At 70.4% G+C, this 21,999-nt stretch carries 17 protein-coding genes; 3 read left to right on the top strand and 14 right to left on the bottom strand.

Translation table 11 applies throughout. The annotated features are described in order from the left end of the window. Positions 1-53 precede the first annotated feature (53 nt). The 8 genes from araA to ABD194_RS11525 form a co-directional block, all read right to left on the bottom strand. The gene (gene araA / locus ABD194_RS11560; protein WP_343991424.1) at positions 54-1,565 is read right to left on the bottom strand and encodes an L-arabinose isomerase; all 1,512 of its coding nucleotides are present in this window, start codon (positions 1,563-1,565) and stop codon (positions 54-56) included. After that, positions 1,562-2,248 (bottom strand): L-ribulose-5-phosphate 4-epimerase, encoded by a 687-nt coding sequence (locus ABD194_RS11555; protein ID WP_343991422.1) that lies wholly within the window; start codon positions 2,246-2,248, stop codon positions 1,562-1,564. Before ABD194_RS11555 ends, araA begins: the two co-directional genes overlap by 4 nt. Continuing rightward, positions 2,245-3,996: a ribulokinase gene (gene araB / locus ABD194_RS11550; protein ID WP_343991420.1), complete on the bottom strand. Its 1,752-nt coding sequence runs from the start codon at positions 3,994-3,996 to the stop codon at positions 2,245-2,247. The genes ABD194_RS11555 and araB overlap by 4 nt, the downstream gene beginning before the upstream one ends. Further along, a complete protein-coding gene (locus tag ABD194_RS11545) occupies positions 3,993-5,024 on the bottom strand; it encodes a LacI family DNA-binding transcriptional regulator (protein WP_343991418.1) in 1,032 nt (343 codons plus the stop codon). Before ABD194_RS11545 ends, araB begins: the two co-directional genes overlap by 4 nt. Beyond that, complete coding sequence (gene yjfF / locus ABD194_RS11540; protein WP_343991416.1) at positions 5,021-6,043, bottom strand: galactofuranose ABC transporter, permease protein YjfF; 1,023 nt, start codon at positions 6,041-6,043, stop codon at positions 5,021-5,023. Before yjfF ends, ABD194_RS11545 begins: the two co-directional genes overlap by 4 nt. Then, complete coding sequence (locus ABD194_RS11535; protein ID WP_343991414.1) at positions 6,040-7,200, bottom strand: ABC transporter permease; 1,161 nt, start codon at positions 7,198-7,200, stop codon at positions 6,040-6,042. Before ABD194_RS11535 ends, yjfF begins: the two co-directional genes overlap by 4 nt. After that, a complete protein-coding gene (locus ABD194_RS11530; protein WP_425579978.1) occupies positions 7,197-8,840 on the bottom strand; it encodes a sugar ABC transporter ATP-binding protein in 1,644 nt (547 codons plus the stop codon). The genes ABD194_RS11535 and ABD194_RS11530 overlap by 4 nt, the downstream gene beginning before the upstream one ends. Positions 8,841-8,974: 134 nt before the next feature. Further along, positions 8,975-9,958 (bottom strand): ABC transporter substrate-binding protein, encoded by a 984-nt coding sequence (locus ABD194_RS11525; protein WP_343991412.1) that lies wholly within the window; start codon positions 9,956-9,958, stop codon positions 8,975-8,977. Between the two features lie 283 nt (positions 9,959-10,241). Here ABD194_RS11525 and ABD194_RS11520 point away from each other — a divergent pair, with 283 nt between their 5' ends. The 3 genes from ABD194_RS11520 (at position 10,242) to ABD194_RS11510 (ending at position 15,392) form a co-directional block, all read left to right on the top strand. Beyond that, positions 10,242-12,806, top strand: coding sequence for an alpha-L-arabinofuranosidase C-terminal domain-containing protein (locus ABD194_RS11520; protein WP_343991410.1), 2,565 nt, complete (start codon positions 10,242-10,244; stop codon positions 12,804-12,806). Positions 12,807-12,815: 9 nt separating this feature from the next. Further along, positions 12,816-14,294 (top strand): family 43 glycosylhydrolase, encoded by a 1,479-nt coding sequence (locus tag ABD194_RS11515; RefSeq protein WP_343991408.1) that lies wholly within the window; start codon positions 12,816-12,818, stop codon positions 14,292-14,294. 96 nt (positions 14,295-14,390) lie between these two features. Further along, positions 14,391-15,392 (top strand): aldose epimerase family protein, encoded by a 1,002-nt coding sequence (locus ABD194_RS11510; protein WP_343991406.1) that lies wholly within the window; start codon positions 14,391-14,393, stop codon positions 15,390-15,392. An 80-nt stretch (positions 15,393-15,472) separates the two neighbouring features. Here the strand turns inward: ABD194_RS11510 and ABD194_RS11505 are convergent, their stop codons facing one another. The 6 genes from ABD194_RS11505 to ABD194_RS11480 are packed head-to-tail and all read right to left on the bottom strand — an operon-like array spanning position 15,473 to position 21,994. Continuing rightward, on the bottom strand, positions 15,473-16,972 hold the full coding sequence (locus ABD194_RS11505) for an aminopeptidase P family protein (RefSeq protein ID WP_343991404.1): 1,500 nt from the start codon (positions 16,970-16,972) through the stop codon (positions 15,473-15,475). Further along, positions 16,969-18,261: an alpha/beta fold hydrolase gene (locus ABD194_RS11500; RefSeq protein ID WP_343991402.1), complete on the bottom strand. Its 1,293-nt coding sequence runs from the start codon at positions 18,259-18,261 to the stop codon at positions 16,969-16,971. Before ABD194_RS11500 ends, ABD194_RS11505 begins: the two co-directional genes overlap by 4 nt. Positions 18,262-18,265: 4 nt before the next feature. Continuing rightward, a complete protein-coding gene (locus ABD194_RS11495; protein WP_343991400.1) occupies positions 18,266-19,156 on the bottom strand; it encodes an ATP-binding cassette domain-containing protein in 891 nt (296 codons plus the stop codon). Continuing rightward, a complete protein-coding gene (locus tag ABD194_RS11490; protein ID WP_343991398.1) occupies positions 19,153-20,025 on the bottom strand; it encodes an ABC transporter ATP-binding protein in 873 nt (290 codons plus the stop codon). Before ABD194_RS11490 ends, ABD194_RS11495 begins: the two co-directional genes overlap by 4 nt. After that, the gene (locus ABD194_RS11485) at positions 20,022-21,014 is read right to left on the bottom strand and encodes an ABC transporter permease (protein ID WP_343991396.1); all 993 of its coding nucleotides are present in this window, start codon (positions 21,012-21,014) and stop codon (positions 20,022-20,024) included. Before ABD194_RS11485 ends, ABD194_RS11490 begins: the two co-directional genes overlap by 4 nt. Continuing rightward, entirely contained in the window at positions 21,014-21,994 is a 981-nt protein-coding gene (locus ABD194_RS11480) for an ABC transporter permease (RefSeq protein WP_343991394.1), read from the bottom strand. The genes ABD194_RS11485 and ABD194_RS11480 overlap by 1 nt, the downstream gene beginning before the upstream one ends. Positions 21,995-21,999 lie beyond the last annotated feature (5 nt).

Genomic DNA, 21,999 nt, shown 5'->3' with positions numbered 1-21,999 from the left:
GGAGGCCACAGCGCGCGAGCGCGCCGGCCGCGGTGCTCTGCTCTCGTGGCGGCTCAGAGGCGGGCGGCGAGGCGGTGGTAGGCGGCGCTCCAGCGCAGCTCCTGACGCAGGCTGTCCGTCGTCGTGTCGGCGTCGATGACGACGAGCTCCGTCGACACCATCTCGGCCAGGTCGCGGAACTCCTCGGTGCCCACCGCGGTGGACAGCACCGTGTGGTGTGGCCCCCCGGCGAGTAGCCAGCTCTCGGCCGAGGTCGACAGGCTCGGACGCGGCTCCCACACGGCGCAGGCCACGGGCAGCCGGGGCAGCTCCTCGTCCGGCTCGACGACGTCGATCTCGTTGAGAGTCAAGCGGAAACGCCCACCGAGGTCGCTCATGCCGACGACCACACCGGGCCCAGGAGCGGCCGTGAACTTCAGGCGAACGGGGTCCTCCCGGCCGCCGATCGCGAGCGGGTGGATCTCCAGGCTGGGCCGAGCGCCCGCGATGGAGGGGCACACCTCCAGCATGTGCGCACCGAGGATCTTCTCCTCGCCGGGAACCAGGTGGTACGTGTAGTCCTCCATGAAGCTCGTGCCGCCCGGCCGGCCCTGCGCCATCACCTTGGCGGCGCGCAGCAGCACCGAGGTCTTCCAGTCGCCCTCCCCGCCGAAGCCGTAGCCGTCGGCCATGAGGCGCTGGACCGCGAGGCCCGGGAGCTGGCGCAGTCCTCCGAGGTCCTCGAAGTTCGTCGTGAAGGCGCCGAACCCGCCGTCGCCCAGGAACGTCCGGAGCCCGGCCTCGATGCGGGCACCGTAGCGAAGGGATGCGTGCCGCTCGCCGCCGCGGCGCAGCTCGGGGACCACGGCATACAACTGCTCGTACTCGCCCACGAGCGTGTCGACCTCCGAGTCGGTGACCGCGTCGACGACCTCGACGAGCTCGTTGACGCCGTAGGTGTTGACCGAGACGCCGAAGCGCAGCTGGGCCTCGACCTTGTCGCCCTCGGTCACGGCGACGTCGCGCATGTTGTCGCCGAAACGCGCCAGGCGCAGCGTGCGCAGCTCGGCCACGCCGGCGGCGGCACGTCCCCATGAGCCGATCCGCTTGATGACCGTCGGGTTGGAGACGTGTCCGGCCACGATCTTCCGTGCAACCCCGAGGCGCGCCCCCACGAAGGCGAACTCGCGGTCACCGTGGGCGGCCTGGTTGAGGTTCATGAAGTCCATGTCGATGCTCGACCAAGGCAGCTCGGCCCCGGCCTGCGTGTGCAGGTGCAGCATGGGCTTGCGCAGCGCATCCAGGCCGGTGATCCACATCTTGGCCGGTGAGAAGGTGTGCATCCACGTGATGACGCCGATGCAGTCGGTGTTCGCATTCGCCTCGAGGATCGCCGCGTGGATGGCGGCGGAGTCGGCGAGGATCGGCTTCCAGACCACCCGGGCCGGCAGGACGCCGCTCGCGTCGATCTCCTTGGCGATCGCCTGGGACTGGTCGGCGACCTGGCGCAGCGTCTCCTCTCCGTAGAGGTGCTGGCTGCCGGTGAGGAACCAGACCTCGCGCTGGTCGTGGGCGGGCTGCGTCATGAGTTGTCCTTCTGTCCGTAGACGTTCTGGTAGCGGTCGAAGAGGGAGTCGACGTCCCGCGGGTCGATGGGGATGGGCTGGCCCAGCTGGCGGGCGATGTGGACGGTCCGGGCGACGTCCTCGCACATGACGGCGGCCTTCACCGCCGAACGCGCGTCCTTGCCGATGGTGAAGACACCGTGCTGCTTCATCAGGACGGCAGCCGAGCGGGACCTGGACAAGGTCTCGACGATGCCGCGCCCGATCGAGTCGTCGCCGATGAGCGCGAACGGCCCGACGGGGATCTCCCCGCCGAACTCGTCGGCCTGCATCGTCAGGGTGCACGGGATGGGCTCGCCGCGGCTGGCCCATGCCGTGGCATACGTCGAGTGCGTGTGCACCACCCCCCCGACGTGGGGCAGGTGGCGGTAGACGTACGCCTGGGCGTCCGTGTCGGAGGACGGGGCGCGCTCACCGTCGACGACGCGTCCGTGCAGGTCGCACACCACCATGTTGTCGGGGGTGAGGTCGTCGTAGGACACCCCACTCGGCTTGATCACCATGAGTTCCCGCCCGGGCACCCGGGCCGAGACGTTGCCGGCGGTCCAGATGACGAGCTGGTAGCGGGTCAGCTCGGCATGCAGAAGGCACACCTCCCGCCGGATGCTCGCAATGGTTGCGTTCACATCGGTGACGACGCTCACGCGGCCTCACCGCCTGCGCTGACCTCCTGGCTGGTGGTGGACTGGGCGGAGGCGAGTTGCCGGTTGCCAGCGATCGCGTTGCGGCGCAATGCTTTCAGGCGTTTCATGACGTCGCTGCCGCCGCGGCCGAAGTGGTCGTGCAGACGGACGTACTCCTCGAAGAGCGGGTCGTATGCCGTCGCGCGGGCCTCGTCGGGCACGAACGCCGCGCGCTCGACCCGTCCCATGCGGGCGGCGGCGGACGCGACGTCGGGGTAGGCGCCGGCAGCGACGGCGGCATGGATCGCCGATCCGAGCGCCGGCCCCTGCGACGACCCGATCACCGACAACGGCATGCGGGTGACGTCGGCGTAGACCTGCATCAGGAGGGGGTTCTTGACCAGGCCTCCGGCGATGACGAGCTCGGTGACGGGCACGCCGCTGTCGCGGAACGCCTCGAGGATGACGCGGGTGCCGAACGCCGTCGCCTCGAGCAGGGCCCGGTAGGTGTCCTCGGCTCTGGTGGCGAGCGTCTGTCCGACGATCATGCCGGACAGCTCGTGGTCGACGAGCACCGACCGGTTGCCGGAGTGCCAGTCGAGGGCGAGCAGCCCGTGCTCCCCCACCGCCTGCGCGGCCGCCTTCTCGGTGAGCAGCTCGTGGGCCGACATGTCCCGGCGCTGGGCCTCGGCGGCGTAGTCGGCGGGAAGTGCGGTGCGGGTGAACCAGCCGAAGATGTCGCCGACACCCGACTGGCCCGCCTCGTAGCCGTAGAGGCCCTCGATGATCCCGCCCTCGACCACACCGCACATGCCGGGCACGTCCCGGAGGACGTCGCTGCTCATGACGTGGCAGGTGGACGTCCCCATGATCGCCACCATCTGCCCAGGGGCGGTCGCCTGGGCGGCCGGTGCCGTGACGTGGGCGTCGACGTTGCCGACGGCGACCGCGATGCCCTCGGGCAGCCCGGTCCACTCCGCGGCGCGCGCCGTGAGCGTGCCTGCAGCAGAGCCGAGCTCGCCGATCGGCTGGTCGAGCTTGTCGTCGACGAAGGAGGCGAAGTCGGGGTTGAGCGCGGCCAGGAAGTCGTGCGTCGGGTAGGCGCCGTCCTGCCGGATGCCCTTGTAGCCCGCAGTGCATGCGTTTCGGACGTACGAGCCGCACAGCTGCCACACGATCCAGTCGGCGGCCTCCACCCAGCGGTCTGTGGCGGCATACACCTCCGGGTCCTCCTCGAGCACCTGCAGCGCCTTGGCGAACTCCCACTCCGAGCTGATGAGCCCCCCGTAGCGGGGCAGCCAGGCCTCCCCGCGCTCGGCCGCCAGCGCGTTGATGCGGTCGGCCTGGGCCTGCGCGGCGTGATGGCGCCAGAGCTTGACCCAGGCGTGCGGGCGGTCGGTCCACTCGGGCAGCTCGCACAGCGGCGTGCCGTCCGCGGCCGTGGGCAGGACCGTGCACGCCGTGAAGTCGGTCGCGATCCCGACGACGTCGGTCGGGTCGACGCCCGCCGCGGCCACTGCCTCGGGCACCGCGTGACGCAGGACGTCGCGGTAGTCGTCGGGCACCTGCAGCGCCCACTCCGGCGGTAGAGGCGCACCGCCGTCGACCGGGACGCGGTCGGTCACGACGGCGTGGGCGTACTCGTGCACCGCCGCGCCGAGCTCCGCGCCGTCGGAGACGCGCACGACGACGGCGCGCCCGGACAGGGTCCCGTAGTCGACGCCGACGACGTACTGCTCAGCGGGCTGGGGGGTGACAGCCTCGGTCATGTGGCTCTGCTCCTGGTCTGGCCGGGCGGCGCGCTGCTCGCCCGGACGATGAGTTCGGGGTCGATGAGGCTGGGCACCTGGTCGGTCTCGCCGGAGATCGCGGCGGTCAGCATCGCGATCGCCTCGCGACCGATCGCGACGAAGTCCTGGCGGACCGTCGTCAGCGGCGGGATGAGGTAGGCGGCCTCGGGGACGTCGTCGAAGCCGACGACGCTGACGTCGTCGGGCACGATGCGCCCGGCCTCGTGCAGTGCGCGCAGCACGCCGATGGCCATCTGGTCGTTGGCTGCGAACACAGCGGTGACGTCGCGGTTCTCGGCCAGCGCGAGCCCGGCACGGTAGCCGCTCTCGGCGGACCAGTCCCCGGGCACCGGCTCCATCGGCCGATGGCCGGACGCCACCATCTCGGCGCGCCACCCCTCGAGGCGGGCTCGGGACTCGGCCCAGTCGAGGGGGCCGGTGACGTGGGCGACCTCGACATGGCCCAGGTCCAGCAGGTGCCGGGTGGCCAGCCTCGCCCCGGCGACGTTGTCGACGCCCACGGTCCGCCGCGCCCGGGTCAGGTCGCCCTCCACGACGACGAAGGGCAGCCGGGCACTCCACGACCGCGCGACCTCGAGCGCCTCGTCGTGCCCCGCGATGACGACGATGCCCTCGACGGCCAGCCGGTCGAGATGGTCCACGGCCGCGTCGAAGCCCTCACGCGTCATCTCCGACAGCGACACCGAGGAGGCGAAGAAGCCGGCTGCCCGCGCCGCAGTGTTGACGGTGCGGTGCACGCTGGTGGGACCGAAGAGCGTCGACGCGGTCGTGATGATCCCGATCGTCGCCGACCGCCCCCGCACGAGCGTGCGCGCAGCCGTGTTCGGGCGGTAGCCCAGCTGCTCGATCGCCTCGAGCACGCGCTGGCGCGTCTGGGGACGGATGCTTGCGGCACCGTTGATGACTCGCGAGACCGTCTGGTGCGAGACGCCGGCCAACCGGGCGACGTCCTGCATGACCGGGGCGCGGGTGGCGGTGTCGCTCACGCGCTCCTCCTCGTGAAGAGCCTCTGCATCACGATGAAGAGCAGGAGCAGGGTTCCGATCGCGATCTTTGTCCACCATGAGCTCAGCGTGCCTTGGAACGAGATGAGTGTCTGGATGACACCCAGGACGAGCACGCCGAGCAGGGACCCGAGGACGTAGCCGACGCCGCCGGAGAGCAGGGTCCCGCCGATGACGACGGACGCGATGGCGTCGAGCTCCATGCCGACCGCGTGCAGCCCGTAGCCGGAAAGCATGTAGACGGAGAAGAGCAGTCCGGCGATCGCTGCGCACAGTCCGCTGATGGCGTATGCCGTCACCTTGACCCGCCCGACCGGCAGCCCCATGAGGACGGCTGAGCTCTCGCTGCCGCCGATGGCGTAGATGGTTCGACCGAACCGGGTGCGGTGCAGGACCCACACGGCGACCGCGACGATGACGAGCGCGATGACGACGCTCCACGTGATGGCCACTCCGCCGGGCAGCTCGATCGTGCCCGTGGCGAGGGCCCGGAAGAAGGGGTCCTTGATCGAGATGGACTCGACGCCGATGACGAAGCAGAGCCCGCGGGCCAGGAACATCCCGGCGAGCGTCACGATGAAGGGCTGGATCTCGAAGTGGTGGATCACCAGTCCCATGAGCACGCCCAGCCCCGTGCCGACGGCGAGCACCAGCAGGATGACGACAGGCGCGGGGAGCCCCGCCTTGAGGGAGGCCGCGGCCACCATGGTGGACAGGGCGACCACCGCGCCGACCGACAGGTCGATGCCGCCCGTCAGGATGACGAACGTCATCCCCGCGGCCAGGACGATGAGGAAGGCGTTGTCGATGAAGAGGTTGGCGAAGACCTGTCCCGAGGTGAAGCCGTCGTAGCGGACGGCTCCTCCCCCGAAGAGCAGCACGAAGAGCACGAAGGTCGCCACCACCGGCAGCACGCGGCCGGGAACCTTGAGGCCGCGTAGGGAGGGACGGCCGGACGGCGGCGCCGGGGCGGTCGGTCGGACGGGTGCTGTCGTGGTCATGAGTGCGCCACCTCCTGCTGGGGTGCGTCGACCGAGGCGGGCTCGGCGGTCCGGGGAGCTGCCGCGGTCCGGGTCGGGGTGCCGGCACGACCGGTCGCGGTGGCGTCGGAGGCGACCGTGGCGCGTCGACCTCGCCGGAACCGCTCGCGGACCTTCGGGGCCTGGAGCAGGCACACCGCGATGACGACGAGCGCCTTGAACACGAGCGTCACCTCGGGGGCGATGCCCATCGAGTAGACGGTGGTCGTCAGGGTCTGGATGATGAGGGCGCCGACGAGCGTGCCCGACAGGGAGTACCTGCCGCCGGCCAGGGACGAACCGCCGATCACGACGGCCAGGATGGCGTCCATCTCGATCCAGAGACCGGCGTTGTTGGCGTCGGCAGCGCTGACGTTCGAGCTGATCATCAGGCCCGCGACCCCGGCGCACAGCGCCGCGAAGACGTAGACGGTCCAGATGATGGTGCGGGAGCGCAGGCCGGCGAGCCGGCTCGCCTCCGGGTTGATGCCGACCGACTCGATGAGCAGGCCCAGGGCCGTGCGGCGGGTCACGCTGGCGACCAGGCCCAGGGCTGCGAGGGCGATGAGGATCGAGATGGGGAAGAGCAGGAAGCCCGCGCCGATCTCCGCGAACGGGTTGTTGCGCACGGTGATGATCTGCCCGTCGGTGACGAGCATGGCGATGCCGCGCCCGGCCGTCATGAGCACGAGGGTCGCGATGATGGGTTGGATGCCGAGCAGCGCGACGAGCAGCCCGTTCCACAGACCGAGCACGAGGCACAGCCCGAGGGCCAGCGCGACCCCGGTGAGAGCGGCGCCGGGGCTCCTCGGGTCGGGCGCGCCGGCGATCGTGGTGCACGCGACCGCACCGGCGATGGCGGCGACGGCTCCGACCGAGAGGTCGATGCCGCGAGTGGCGATCACGAGCGTCATGCCGAGCGCGATGAGAAGCGTGGGGGCGCCGTTCTTGAGGATGTCGACGAGGCTGCCGTAGAGGTGGCCGTCCTGCAGTCGCAGCGACAGGAAGCCCGGGTTGCGCACGGCGTTGGCCGCCACGAGCGCCGCGAGCGCCAGGACCGGCCAGAGCAGCCGGCTTCCCTTGACGCGCTCGAGGACAGTGGCCCGAGAAGAATCTGCGGTCGGGGACACGGTGCTCATGAGGCCACCTGCTCGGTGAGGGCGCCGCCGTCCGGCGACACCGGGCTCTGGTCCGAGGATCCGTCGGTGGTGGCGATCAGCCGCATGATGTCGTCCGCCGTGGCCGAACCGTCGAGCTCGGCGACCTTCGAGCGGTCCTTGAGGACGACGATGCGGTGTGCCAGTCGGGTGACCTCCTCGAGCTCGGCCGAGATGTAGACGACGGCCATGCCGTCGGCCGCCAGCTCGGCCACGAGCCTCTGGATCTGCGCCTTGGCCCCGATGTCGATGCCACGCGTCGGCTCGTCGAGGATCAGCAGCTTCGGCTCGGTGACGAGCCAGCGGGCCAGGAGCACCTTCTGCTGGTTGCCGCCGGAGAGCTTGCCCACGAGCGCGTCCGCGTTGCGGGGTCGGATGTCGAGTGCGGTCATCCACTTCTCGACGAGCTCGTCCTTGGTACGCCGCGGGATCGGGCGCGCCCACCCGCGCGCAGCCTGCATGGCCAGCACGAGGTTGTCACGGATGCTCAAGTCGGAGAGGATCCCCTCCCCCTTGCGGTCCTCGGAGCAGAAGGCGATGCCGGCGGCGATGGCAGAGCGGGGGGTGCGCAGGCTCACGGGACGTCCGTCCACGCATACCTCCCCGGAGTCGGCACGGTCGGCGCCGAACAGCAGTCGCGCGAGCTCGGTCCGGCCGCTGCCCAGCAGACCGGCCAGGCCGACGACCTCGCCGGCGGCGATGTCGAGGTCGAAGGGAGCCACGGATCCCCTGCGCCCGAGCCCACGCGCCCGCAACAGGGGCGTCGCCGCGGCGTCGGCACTCTCGGCACTCTCGGCGACGTCACCCGCGAGGCGCTCGACCTCCTCGAGCGCACCGAGCTCGCGTCCGATCATCGCCGAGACGAGATCCAGCCGGGTGAGGTCGCGGGTGAGGTACTCGCCGACGAGCCGGCCGTTGCGCAGGACCGTCATGCGGTCGGCGATCTCGAAGACCTGCTCGAGGAAGTGGGAGACGAAGAGGATGGCGACACCCTCGTCGCGGAGGTGGCCCATGATGCGGAAGAGCTCGGTCACCTCGTCCTGGTCCAGGCTCGAGGTCGGCTCGTCGAGGATGAGCACCTGGGCGTCGATCGCCACGGCCCGCGCGATGGCGACGAGCTGCTGGATCGCGATGGGGTGCTCGGACAGGATCGAGCCCGGGTCGATCCGGAGGCCCATGCGTGACAGCAGCTCGGCGGCGCGGGCCCGGGTGGCACCGGCGTCGATCGAACCCAGGCGGCGGGGCTCTCGACCCAGCAGGATGTTCTCTGCCACCGACAGGTTCGGGCAGAGGTTCACCTCCTGGTAGACGGTGCTGACGCCGGAGGCCTGGGCCTCGCCGGGCCCGGAGAAGGCGACGCGCTCGCCGCGCAGCTGCGTCGTGCCGGACGTGGCGGTGTAGACGCCGGTGAGCACCTTGATGAGGGTCGACTTGCCGGCACCGTTCTCCCCCATGAGCGCGTGGACCTCACCGGGGAAGAGGCGGAAGTCGACGTCCTGCAGCGCGCGCACCCCGGGGAACTCCATCGTGATCGCCCGCATGGCGACCACCGGGTCGGCGTGAGTTCCGGTGCCGCCGGGTGGGCCCGGCTCGGCGACCGTCGTGCTCGACGTGTCGGTCATGGCGTCCTGTCCTTCGGGTCCGGGTGTGGGGTGGACGGCCCCCGCCACCACACCCGGAGGGTGGCGGGAGCCGTCGTTCGGAGAGAGGCGTACGGCCCGGCGTGTTGGCCGCTGGTCGCCTCGGGTGGGAGAGCTCAGTACTTGCGCTGCGGCAGGGCGGCCTTGGCCTGCTCCTGCGTGAACGTCGTCTCCTGCGTCACGACCCGCTCGGGCACGGACTGACCGGCGACGACCTTCTTGGCGAGGTCCATGAGCTGGTCACCGAGGAGCGGGCTGCACTCGACGATGTAGTTGATCTTGCCGTCAGCCAGGGCCTGCACGCCGTCGTGGACGGCGTCGACGGTGATGATCTTGATGTCCTTGCCCGGCACCTTGCCGGCGGCCTCGATGGCCTCGATGGCGCCGAGGCCCATGTCGTCGTTGTGCGCGTAGACGACGTCGATCTTCGGGTTGGACTTCAGGAACGCCTCCATGACCTGCTTGCCGCCGGAGCGCGTGAAGTCACCGGTCTGCGAGGCGATCACCTTGATCTGGGGGGCCGCCTTGACGGCCTCGGCGAAACCCTCCTTGCGGTCGATGGCCGGCGCGGCACCGGTGGTGCCCTGCAGCTCCACGACGTTGACCTCGCTCTTGCCCTGGCTGTCCTTGACGAGCCACTCGCCGGCCTTCTTGCCCTCCGCGACGAAGTCCGAGCCGAGGAAGGTCTTGTAGAGCGTCTTGTCCTCGGAGTCGACGGCGCGGTCGGTCAGGATGACCGGGATGTTGGCGCGCTTGGCCTCGAGCAGCACGGTGTCCCAACCGGTCTCGACCACCGGGCTGAAGGCGATGACGTCTACCTTCTGCTGGATGTAGCTGCGGATGGCCTTGATCTGGTTCTCCTGCTTCTGCTGCGCGTCGGAGAACTTCAGCGTGATGCCCGCCGCCTTCGCGGACTCCTGCACGCTCTTGGTGTTCGCCGTGCGCCAGCCGCTCTCGGCGCCCACCTGCGCGAACCCCATGACGATCGGCCCCTTGCCACCGGCACCGGCGCCCGTCGCGGCGTTGCTGCCACCGCCACAGGCCGAGAGCGCGACGAGCGCCACGGCACCGACGGCCACCGGAAGGATCTTGTTCAGCACTGGACTTCCTCCATGATCTTCGGACGCCGTCGTTGGCGCCGGGATGCGGCCGACCTCCTCGTCCGCCGTGACCGTCAGGCCACTTGAGGCACGAGTGTGAACGTTAACATCGCGGCCCGTCAACCCTTTGGCCGAATATTTCTGGGCCTCTTGACGGCAATCGAGGGACTGCTATGTTAGCGCTCACTTTCGTGAGCGGGGCTGCTCAGGGACCACGCTGCCCCGTGCGCGGAGGACACCCGGAAGCAGACCATCGCCCTCCTTCCCACGAAAGGCCTCTTCCATGACGCACGCACGTGTCGTGGCGGGCCTGGCAACCGGCGTCCTCGGCGTCGGGCTCCTTGCCGGCCTCCCGACGGCTCAGCCGGCGCACGCCGCCAACACGGCTGCCGCCGCCCCCGCTCCCCTCGACTACTCCGTCTCCGTCGACACCGCGGCGACGGGGCCGACCATCGACCCGTCGATGTACGGCGTCTTCTACGAGGACATCAACCGCGCCGCCGACGGCGGCCTCTACGCCGAGCTCGTCCAGAACCGCTCCTTCGAGTACTCCCCGACCGACAACCGCAGCTACACCGGCCTCACGTCGTGGACGTCGTCGGCCACGGCCGGCGGCTCCGGCACCGCGGCCACCGTCGACGACGGCGCCCGGCTCGGCGAGCGCAACCGCACCTACCTGCGCCTGGCCCTGACCAACCCCACCGGGGGCACCTTCGGTGTCAGCAACTCCGGCTACAACACGGGGATCCCCCTCGAGGCCGGCAAGACCTACGACTTCAGCGTCTGGGCGCGCACCGACTCGACGACCGGCACCCCGCTCACGGTGACTCTCCGCGACGCGGCCCGCACGACGGCATACGCCTCCCCCGTGTCCGTCGCGGTCGCCGGCGACACGTGGCGGAAGTACACCGGCACGTTCGTCGCAAGCGCCTCCACGACCTCGGGACGGCTCGCGGTGGAGGCGGGTGGCACCGGCACGCTACGCCTCGACATGATCTCGCTCTTCCCGCGGGACACCTTCAAGGACCGCCCGAACGGCCTGCGCAAGGACCTTGCCGACAAGATCGCCGCACTGCACCCCGGTTTCGTGCGCTTCCCCGGCGGGTGCCTCGTCAACACCGGCAGCATGGACTCCTACGACGCCGCCAACGCCTATCCGCGCGCCCGCAGCTACCAGTGGAAGGACACCATCGGACCGGTCGAGCAGCGCGCGACCAACGCGAACTTCTGGGGTTACAACCAGTCCTACGGCCTCGGCTACTACGAGTACTTCCAGTTCGCCGAGGACATCGGCGCACAGCCGGTGCCGGTGCTGCCAGCGCTCGTCACCGGATGCGGACAGAACCGCGCGACCGTCGACGATGCGCTGTTGCAGCGCCACATCCAGGACGCGCTCGACCTCATCGAGTTCGCCAACGGCCCCGTGACCAACGAGTGGGGCGCCAAGCGAGCGGCCATGGGCCACCCGGCGCCCTTCGGGCTCAAGCGCATCGCCATCGGCAACGAGGAGAACCTGCCCGACCAGTACTTCGCCAACTTCGTGAAGTTCGAGGCGGCGATCAAGGCCGCGCATCCGGACGTCACGGTCATCTCCAACTCCGGCCCCGACGACATGGGCACGACCTTCGACCGGCTTTGGGACCTCAACAAGGCCCACGGGACGGCGATGCTCGACGAGCACTACTACAACAGCCCGGACTGGTTCCTGCAGAACAACAAGCGCTACGACACCTACGACCGCCAGGGACCGAAGGTCTTCCTCGGCGAGTACGCGTCGCTCGACAACAAGCTGCGCAACTCGCTCGCCGAGGCGGCCTACATGACAGGGCTCGAGCGCAACGCCGACGTCGTGAAGATGGCGTCCTACGCACCGCTGCTGTCCAACATCGACTACGTGCAGTGGAAGCCGGACATGATCTGGTTCGACAACAACGCCTCGTGGGGATCGACGAGCTACGAGGTCCAGAAGCTCTTCATGAACAACGTCGGCAACCAGGTCGTGCCGAGCACCGCGACAGGCTCGGTGGCCCAGGCCAAGCCGATCACCGGGGCGATCGGGCTCTCGACGTGGGCGACGGCCGCCCGCTTCGACGACGTCACCGTCACCGGCGCCGACGGCGGACAGCTCTTCGCCGACGACTTCTCCGGTGACGCCTCCAGGTGGACGCCCCTGGCCGGGCGCGGGTCCTGGTCGGTCCAGAACGGCGAGTACGTCCAGTCCGACACCGGGGCGCAGGACACCCTCGTCCGGGCAGGCGACGTGAGCTGGCACGACTACGACCTGCACCTCAAAGCCACCAAGACCGCCGGCGCGGAGGGCTTCCTCATCGGCTTCGGCGTCAAGGACACCGGCAACTACTACTGGTGGAACCTCGGTGGCTGGAACAACACCCAGGGAGCGGTCGAGAAGGCGGTCGGCGGCGCAAAGCAGACCTTGCTCGCCAAGCCCAACAGCATCGAGACGGGTCGCACCTACGACATCACCGTCAAGATCCGTGGCGGGCAGGTCGAGCTCTACCTCGACGGCGCCCTGTGGGGCAGCTTCCGCGACGACGCCGTCACCGAGCCCTTCGCCCAGGTCGTCACCAAGGACGTGGCGCGCAAGCAGCTGATCGTCAAGGTCGTCAACGCCCAGGCCGCTCCCGCCCGCACCACCATCGACCTGCACGGCGCGCGTGTCATGGGCAAGGCAGAGATGACCGTCATCTCCGGCGACCCTGAGGCACAGAACACCCGCACCGCCCAGCCGATCGCGCCCGTGACGAGCACGGTCAAGGGCATCGACTCCACCTTCACCCGCACCTTCGACCCGAACTCGGTGACCTTCCTCCGAGTCCAGCTGAAGTAGGAGCACGACATGACACACGCATTCTCACGACGCGCACTCCTCGCAGGCGGCTTCGGCGGGTTCGGTCTCGCCGCAAGCGGGCTCGTCCTGCCCGGCGTCGCCGCGCCGGCACTCGCGGCACCCACGCCCGCGCCGACCGACGCCCAGGTCTACGGGGCGCCGACCGTGAGCCCGCTCGTCTGGCAGCGCGCCGACCCCTTCGTCACACTCCCGGTGGACGGCATGTACTACTTCACCGGGTCCGTGCCGGAGTACGACCGGATCGTGGTCCGCGGCTCCAGCACCATCGCCGAGCTCGGCTCGGCGGCCGAGTCGGTCGTATGGCGGCGGCCGAGCACGGGCCAGATGGGCGGCCACATCTGGGCTCCGGAGCTGCACCGGATCGACGGCCGCTGGTACATCTACTTCGCAGCAGGTGACGGGGGCAACGTCTTCAACATCCGGATGTACGTCATGGAGTCCACGCTCGCCGACCCGCGGGAGCCGTCCGGCTGGGGAGCGCCGCGAATGATCGTGACGCCGTGGCTCTCGTTCGCCCTCGACTCGACGACGTTCGAGCACCTCGGACGCCGTTATCTCGTCTGGGCGCAGAGCGAGCCCGAGATCGCGGTCAACACGAGCCTCTATATCGCCGAGATGGCCTCGCCCTTTGCCCTGGCCACCGCGCCCGTGCGCATCGCGACCCCGACCAGGTCCTGGGAGGTGCAGGGCTACAAGGTCAACGAGGGACCGGCGGTGCTCGTCCGCAACGGCAGGGTGTTCATCACCTTCTCGGCGAGCGCCACGGACTCGCGCTACTGCATGGGGCTGCTCACCGCCGACGCCCGCGCCGACCTGCTCGACGCACGGTCGTGGAGCAAGTCCGCCGATCCGGTGTTCACCACGAACGAGCAGACACACCAGTACGGCCCGGGCCACAACAGCTTCACCGTGGCCGAGGACGGCGTCACCGACGTCCTCGTCTACCACGCGCGCGACTACAAGGACATCGTCGGAGACCCGCTCTACGACCCGAACCGCCATGCACGGGCTCAGCGGCTCTACTGGCACGCGGACGGCACGCCGCTCTTCGGCGTCCCGGTGGGCGTCGGTGGTCCGATCGTTCGGCTCTCCCCCGCCGACTCGTCCTCGTCGTTCGTCCGCCACCACGCCTACGAGCTCCGAGTCGACGCGGACGTGCGCGAGCTTGCGGACTGCCAGTTCCGTTTCGTGTCGGGCCATTCCGGAGGTGACACGGTTTCGCTGCAGTCGGTGAACTTCCCGGACCGCTACGTCCGGGCCACCAGCACGGGCGTGCGCATCGACCCCGTTGAGGCCACCACGACGTATGCCGCCGAGGCGAGCTTCCAGCGCCTCCCCGGCCTGGCGAACCCGAAGGGTGTGTCACTGCAGTCGCTGGCCTCCCCCGGGTCGTACCTTCGCCACGACAAGGGGCGCCTCGTGCTGGGGCAGGCGTCGGGATCGAAGACGACGTTCCTGCTGACCTGAAGCTCGGCCGCAGTGCCTCTGCTGGGGCGGACACGTCGAGGACCCGGCGCGTCCGCCCCAGCCACACCCCTCCCATCGAATGCCGCAGGAGCGCCCATGTCACCCGCCACCCCGACCTCGGTCGAGCTCGTCGCCGAGGGCCTGCTGCTCGAGGTCGTCACCGCCGGAGCGGCGGTCCGCCGCCTCGTCGTCACCGACGACGAGGGCGAGACGAACGTCGTTCTCGGACATGCCGACCCGGTCACGTATGCCGTGCACGGCGGCTACCTCGGCGCGACCATCGGTCGCTTCGGCAACCGCATCGCCGGTGCGCGGTTCACCCTCGACGGGGTGGAGCACCTCCTCGCCGCCAACGAGAACGGCAACGCCCTGCACGGGGGCCTCGTCGGTTTCGACCACCGCGAGTGGGAGGTGCAGGACCAGGGGCCGACACATGTGCGGCTCGGCCTGCACAGCCCCGACGGCGACCAGGGCTTCCCCGGCGCGCTCGACGTCACCGTCACCTACTCCGTGCAGCCCGGGACGGTGCGGATCGACTACACCGCCAGCAGTGACCGCGACACCGTGGTCAACCTGACCAACCACAGCTACTTCAACCTCGACGGGGAGGCCAGCGGCCCGGTGGACGACCACGAGCTGCGCCTGACGGCCGACGCCTTCACGCCGACCGACGCCCAGCTGCTGCCGACCGGCGAGCTGCGGGAGGTGACCGGCACCGCCTTCGACCTGCGACGCCCGACCCGCCTGGGCGACGTGCTCGCGTCCGATGACGAGCAGCTGCGCTTCGGCCAGGGACTCGACCACAACTTCGTCGTCACCGGTGCGGGACCGCGTCACGTCGCGACCCTGCGCGGCAGGTCGGGACGCACCCTCGAGGTGTCGAGCGACCAGCCGGGCGTGCAGGTCTACACCGGGGCCCACTTCGACGGCACGGTCACCGGCACGTCGGGAACGGCATACGCCCCGAGGGCCGGGATCGCCCTCGAGACCCAAGGGCTCCCCGACTCACCCAACCAACCGGCATTCCCCAGCACGGTGCTGCGCGCCGGCGAGGTGCACGCGAGCACGACCACCTGGCGGCTCGCCCGCAAGCGCTGAGCGGTCGCGGTCGCCGGATGCGCGTGCAGGCGGCGTGGGGTGCGGTCCTCATGCACCACTGAGCATCGGGATCCGTTTCTTCAGCCTCCGAAGCCCCACCCCAGCCGACCGGTCGCCCTGGCGCCGTGCCGCCGTGCCCACTTCTCGATGCCGCGTGCATCGATCGGCAGCGCTGCAGAGAGCACCTCGTTCCCCTCGGGAGTGACGAGAAGGTCGTCCTCGAGACGCACACCTACCCCTCGCAGCTCCGGCGGGACCGTGAGGTCGTGGGCGTGGAAGTAGAGGCCCGGCTCGACCGTCAGGACCATGCCCGGCTCGAGAGGCGCGCCCATGTACTGCTCGTAGGCCGACGACATGCAGTCGTGCACGTCCAGGCCGAGGTGGTGCCCGATGCCGCACACGAGGTAGCGCCGGTGCTGCTGTCCCTCCGGTGAGAGGGCCTCGTCGACCGACACGTCCAGCAGTCCCCAGTCGTGCAGGCCGGTGGCCACGACCTCCATGGCGGCGAAGTGGAAGTCGGTGTACTGGACGCCCGGGCGCACCTGCGCCATACCTGCCCGGTGCGCGCGTTCCACGAGGTCGTGGACCTCGCGTTGCTCGCGGCTGAAGGTTCCCGACGGGGGCACCGTGCGCGTCACGTCCGCCGTGTACAGCGTGGTGGACTCGACACCCATGTCGAGCAGCAGAGGGGCGTCCGGCAGCACCGGCCCGTCGCAGCGGACCCAGTGCAGCGTCGGCGCGTGAGGGCCCGAACCCACGATGGTCGAGTAGCCCGGCCCGTTGCCGTGGGTGCGGGCGTGACGGTCGAACGTGCCCTGCAGCCAGCGCTCCCCGAGCCCCTCGACCGCGGCCGGAACCTCCCCCATGACGGCCTCGAAACCACCGACGGTGGCGTCGATCGCCCGACGCAGCTCACGGATCTCCCAGTCGTCCTTGATCATCCGCAGGTCCGAGAGGGCCGCCGACAGGTCGGCGTCACGGACGAGCCCGTGCCGGGCGACGGTGTCGTCGTCGACGCTGGGCGAGGCGAGGGCTCCGCCACACCCGGCGAGCGTCGTCGGCAGCTCGCCGACCGGGCGCACGTCGATCTGCAGTGCCTCGGCCCACTCGCGCAGCCCCGGGGAGGAGCCGACCCACAGCTCGCCGTGGCTGGCGTCGCCGAAGAAGGCGTTCTCGCCCGGTCGTGCGGCAGGCGGCAGGAACAGCGTCCCACCCGCGGCCTCCGCGGCGCCCGCCCGGAGCACGAGTGTGGCGCCCTCTACCTGACAGCCGGTGAGCCAGACGAAGTCGCTGTCCGGACGGAACCCGTACGCCGCGTCACCGTTGCGCTGCGGCGCCCTGCCGGAGGCCACGACGACCGTGCGCCCCGGGAGCCGCTCGACGAGTCGACGCCGGTGCTCGGCCGCGGCCTCGGCGGCCCCGTCCACCAGAACGGGACGGACCGCCTCCTCGGCCCAGCCGCGGGCGATTCCGGACACGAAGCCGGGAGCCTCGTGGAGGCGCGGAGGCCGGGTACCGGCATACGGGGGACGGGGCGTCGCTCCCTGGGTCGTGGCTCCCTGGGTCGTCGTGGCGCTCATCGTCGTTCTCCTCCTCGGTCGCGGATCAGCTCGCGCAGGTGGGTCAGCACCTGCCCGCTGCCGATCCCGTCGTGTTCGAACTCGTTGGTCACCCAGGCCTGCGCGCTGCCGACCCGCGAGAGGGTGTCGAGCTGCAGGTGGGCATCGACGTACATGTCGTCGTAGTAGACCGCTGCCGCGACCGGGACCTCGTTGGCCGCGAGGCGTTCGGGGTCGTAGAGCCGCGACCAGGCCGGACGCGCGGCCAGCTCGTGCACCGCGGGTTTGAAGCCGCGCAACAGCCGCACCTCCTCGAACATCCACGGGAAGGCCATCTCGCCGGTGAACAGCAGCGGCCGCCGGGCCGGGTCGAACTGCGGGCGGCGCTCCCGCTCCTGCTGCGCGGCCCACCCGATCGGGCCGTTGTCGCCGTCGCCGTAGATCGACTCCTGCAGGGTCCAGAAGAGCGGGTTGCCGGCCGAGGAGGACCGGGCCAGGCACTCCTCGAGGAAGCCCGCCGAGAGCCGGCCGGGCCGGGCGAACGCCTTCTCCACGAGCCAGTGCATCCGCTCGAACCCCGGCTTCATCCCGAAGTCGATCCCGAGCGACTGGAACCGGTGCACCGTCAGGACGTCACCGTCGGGCAGGAGCACGTCGCCGGCCGCGAGGCGGTCGGCGATCGCCGCCACGGTCTCGACGTCCTGCGGGTAGCGGCGGTAGTACTCGGCGGTCTTCTCCTCCACGCGGGTGAAGGTGCGCCGGTAGACCTCGGCCGCGCTGGCCGGGGTGCCGGGTATGCCGCCCGCGACGTAACAGGCCGCCAGTCCCTCGGGTGCCTGGCTGAGGTAGCACAAGGTGATCCACCCGCCGTAGCTCTGCGCGAAGGTCACCCAGCGCCGGCCGCCGTAGACGGTCGTGCGCACGTGCTCGAGGTCGCGCACGATCGAGTCGGCGCGGAAGTGCGCCAGGTGGTCGGCGGCAGCGGCCGCGTCGGCGAAGCCGGCGAGGTCGACGGCCTCCAGGGGCGTGCTGGCCCCGGTGCCGCGCTGGTCCACGAGCACGACGCGGTGCGTGCGCAGGGCCTCGTCGACCCAGCCGCTGCGGTCCACCGGCCGCGGGTTCGCGCCGCCCGGGCCGCCCTGCAGGTAGGTCAGCAACGGCAGCTCCTCGTCGCGCTTCTCGGGGTCGACGAGCTCCCGGACGAAGACGTCGACCGAGGGCCCGTCGGGTCGGGCCCAGTCGAGCGGCACCGGCACGACGCGCTCCCGCACGTGCAGGCCGGGAAGGTGGTAGTCCACGGTGGACGGCATACGGTCAGGCTCCTGTTCGTGCGGGACTGGCATCGAGGGGCTCACGCCGGACGGCAAGCCGCTCCGCTGCCCGCGTCCTGCGCGCAGCCTCCCACTCGGGACGGATCCGCGGCACGGCCCCGAGCAGCGTGCGCGTGTACTCGTGCTGCGGGTGGTCGAAGACGCTGTCGCGGTCGCCGGCCTCGACGATGCGCCCGCCGGACATGACGGCGACCCGCGTCGCGATCTGCCGCACGACGGCGAGGTCGTGGGCGATGAAGAGGTAGCTGAACCCCTCCTCGCGCTGAAGCTCGCGCAACAGGTTGATGATCTGGGCCTGCACCGACACGTCGAGGGCCGAGACGGCCTCGTCGCAGACCACGAGCCGGGGCCCGACGGCCAGCGCCCGGGCGATGCCGATCCGCTGCGCCTGCCCACCGGAGAACTGGGCGGGGTGCCGCTGCCACTGGTTGGGGTCGAGCCCGACGCGCTCCATGAGCGACTGGGTGAACCTCTTCGACCCGCCCGGGGGCTTGCGCCCCTGGTAGAGCAGGGGGGCGGTCACGATGCGCTCGACGGTGTGCCGCGGGTTGAGCGAGGAGTACGGGTCCTGGAACACCACCTGCACCTCGCGGCGGAAGGCATGCAGGTCACGGCCGCTGAGCCCCGTGACGTCCTGGCCGTCGAACCTGACCGTGCCGGAGGTCACGTCGATCAGCCGCGCGACGAGACGTGCGGTCGTCGACTTGCCCGAGCCCGACTCGCCCACGAGCGCCAGCGTCTCGCCCGCGGCCACGGTGAGACTGACGTCGTCGACGGCACGGAAGGTGCGGCCTCGGGTCACCAGCCCTCCGCTCCCGGCGACGGGGAACTCCTTGACCAGGTGCTCGGCCTGCAAGACGGGGGTGGTGCTCATCGGTGGTCTCCCGTGGGGCTGAGGCTGCGCAGGTCGCCGATCACGTCGTCGATGCGCGGCACGGCGTCGAGCAGTCCCTGCGTGTAGGGGTGCTGGGGGTCGCTGAAGATGGCCTCGACGGGGCCGCGCTCGACGCAGACGCCGGATCGCATGACGACGATGTGGTCCGTGACCTCGCTCACGACCGCGAGATCGTGCGTGATGAGGATGAGCGACGTCCCGGTCTCGCGTCGGATCTCCTGCAGCAGTGCCAAGATCTGCGCCTGCACCGTGACGTCGAGGGCGGTCGTCGGCTCGTCGGCGATGAGCAGCTCGGGCTCGGTCGCGAGCGCCATGGCGATCATGACGCGCTGGCGCATGCCGCCGGAGAACTGGTGCGGGTAGTGGTCGACCCGACGCGCGGCGTCCTTGATGTGGACCCGCTCCATCGCCTCGACCGCCACCTGGTGCGCCTTGCGCCGGGTGACTCCCCGCCGGTGCGAGCGGTAGGCCTCCTCGATCTGCGCCCCGACCGTGTAGTACGGGTTCAGCGACGAGAGCGGGTCCTGGAAGATCATCGCGACCCGGTCGCCACGAACGCGCCGCAGCTGGGCCTCCGACATCGAGGTGAGCTGGTCCGTCCCGAGCATCACCGTGCCGGCGCGCGTGGCCTTGGGTGGGAGCAGTCCCATGATCGCCAGGCTCGTCAGCGACTTGCCGGAGCCGGACTCGCCGACGATGCCCAGCGCGCCGCCCGGCTGGAGGTCGAGGTCGAGGTGCGACACGACGTCGACGCTCCCGGTGGCGGTCGGGAAGGAGACCGTGAGGTCGCGGACCGTGAGTGCGCCTGTCGCAGCGCGTCGCTTCGTGCCGGTGCTCGCCAGGCTCATGCCGCCACCCGCACTCTCGGGTCGATGAAGGTGTAGACGACGTCGACGACGACGTTGCCCACGACGACGAAGAACGCTGCGAGCAGCGTCACGCCCATGATGACCGGCTGGTCGTTCTTGGCGATCGAGTCGGCCGCCATCTTGCCGACGCCGTTGAGCCCGAAGACGGTCTCGGTGATGAGCGCTCCGCCGAGGAGCCCGGCGAAGTCCATGCCGAACACGGTGACGACAGGTGTCAGCGCGGGACGCAGGGCGTGGCGGCGCCAGATGAGGCGCGGAGCCAGTCCCTTGGCACGCGCAGTGCGCAGGAAGTTCTCCTGGAGGGTGTCGATGACGTTGGCCCGAGTGAGTCGCGTGTAGCCCGCCGCGTAGCCGACTGCGAGCACGATCCACGGCATGACGAAGTTGAGGAACCAGCGGCCGGGATCCTCACCGAACGGGACGGCCTGGGGGAACGGCAGCCACTGCAGCTGCACGACGAGGACGTACTGCAGCACGAGAGCAAGGACGTAGTTGGGGATGCTCAGGCCCCCGAGCGTCAGTCCGGTGAGCGTCCGGTCGACCCAGGTGCCCTCCTTGACCGCGCCGATGAGACCGGAGATGACACCGACGAGCAGCCACAGCACCGCGGCGCCGATGGCCACCGTCGCCGACACCGGCAGTCGCTGCACGATCATGTCGGTCACCGACTGGCTGGACTGGAAGGAGTAGCCCAGGCATGGTGCGGCGCACTGGACCGCGTTCGCGCCCTCGCCGTAGGTGCGTCCTGCGAACAGGCCGCCGAGGAAGGTGAAGAACTGTGTCCAGAACGGTCGGTCCAGTCCGAGGTTCTGGCGGATCTGGTCGATCCGGTCCGGCGTGCAGTTCTTGCCGCAGATCTGCACGGCGGGGTCGGGTGACAGGAGGAAGAAGACGGCGTAGGTGAAGAGGCAGACCAGCAGGAGGACGCCGGCCATGGCGGCGATCCTGCCGACGAGGTATCGGGGCATCAGCGGGCCTCCCCGGTGTCGATGACGGCTCGCAACCGGTCCCCGAGGACGGTGAACGAGAGCACGAGCAGGAACAGGAAGAGGCCCGGGATCGCGAAGTACGTCGGCACCACCGAGTACCAGGTGACGGAGCTGGCGATCATCTGGCCCCACGACGGCTCGGGTGGCACGACGCCGACGCCGAGGAACGACAGGCCCGCTTCGGTGCCGATGTAGCCGGGCACCGAGAGGGTGACCATGACGATGATCGTCGAGCGCAGGTTGGGCAGGATCTCGCGGAAGACGATGCTCGCCCCTGACGCACCGGAGGCCTGGGCCGCCTCGACGAACTCGCGCCGGGCGAGGGACATCGCCTGCCCCCGCACGATGCGTGCCAGGTAGGGCCAGCCGAACACCGAGATGATGACGACGAGGAGCGCCGACCGGTTGCTTGCCGGTAGGGCTGACAGCACGGCGATCATGAAGATGAGTGCCGGGAAGGCCATGAGGAAGTCCATGACCCGCGAGATGACCTGGTCGGACTTGCCGCCCAGGTAGCCCGCGAGCAGGCCGCAGGTCACGCCGAGAACCGTGGTCAGGGCGGTGGCCGCGACAGCGATCGTCATCGAGACCCGTGCGCCGTAGACGATCCGGGCGAAGATGTCGCGGCCGCTGCCCGGCTCGACGCCGAACCAGTGCTCGCTACTGATCCCGCCCCAGGGCCCGAGCGGCACGCCGCCGAGGTTGGGGTCGATCGCCGACTGGTCGAACTCGTAGGGGGACCAGCCGCTCAACCGTACGATGAGCGGCGCGAAGAGTGCCATGAGCACGACGAGCCCGATGTAGCCGGCCGAGAGCACGGCTCCGGCGTCGCGGCGCAACGAGCGCAGGGCCCTGGCCCCTGAGGCCACCTCCGGGGGTGGCGCGACGGTGTCCGTCGCGCCACCCAGGGCCGCCTCAGCAGCACCCGTGAGCTCGAGCTCGGTGGGGGTGATCGTCATGCGAG

Origin of the sequence: Terrabacter terrae (assembly GCF_039529575.1) — a bacterium.
GTDB classification, from domain to species: Bacteria; Actinomycetota; Actinomycetes; order Actinomycetales; family Dermatophilaceae; genus Terrabacter; species Terrabacter terrae.
The sequence above is the reverse complement of the archived record's forward strand: the minus strand, read 5'-3'. Positions and strand labels throughout refer to the sequence as shown.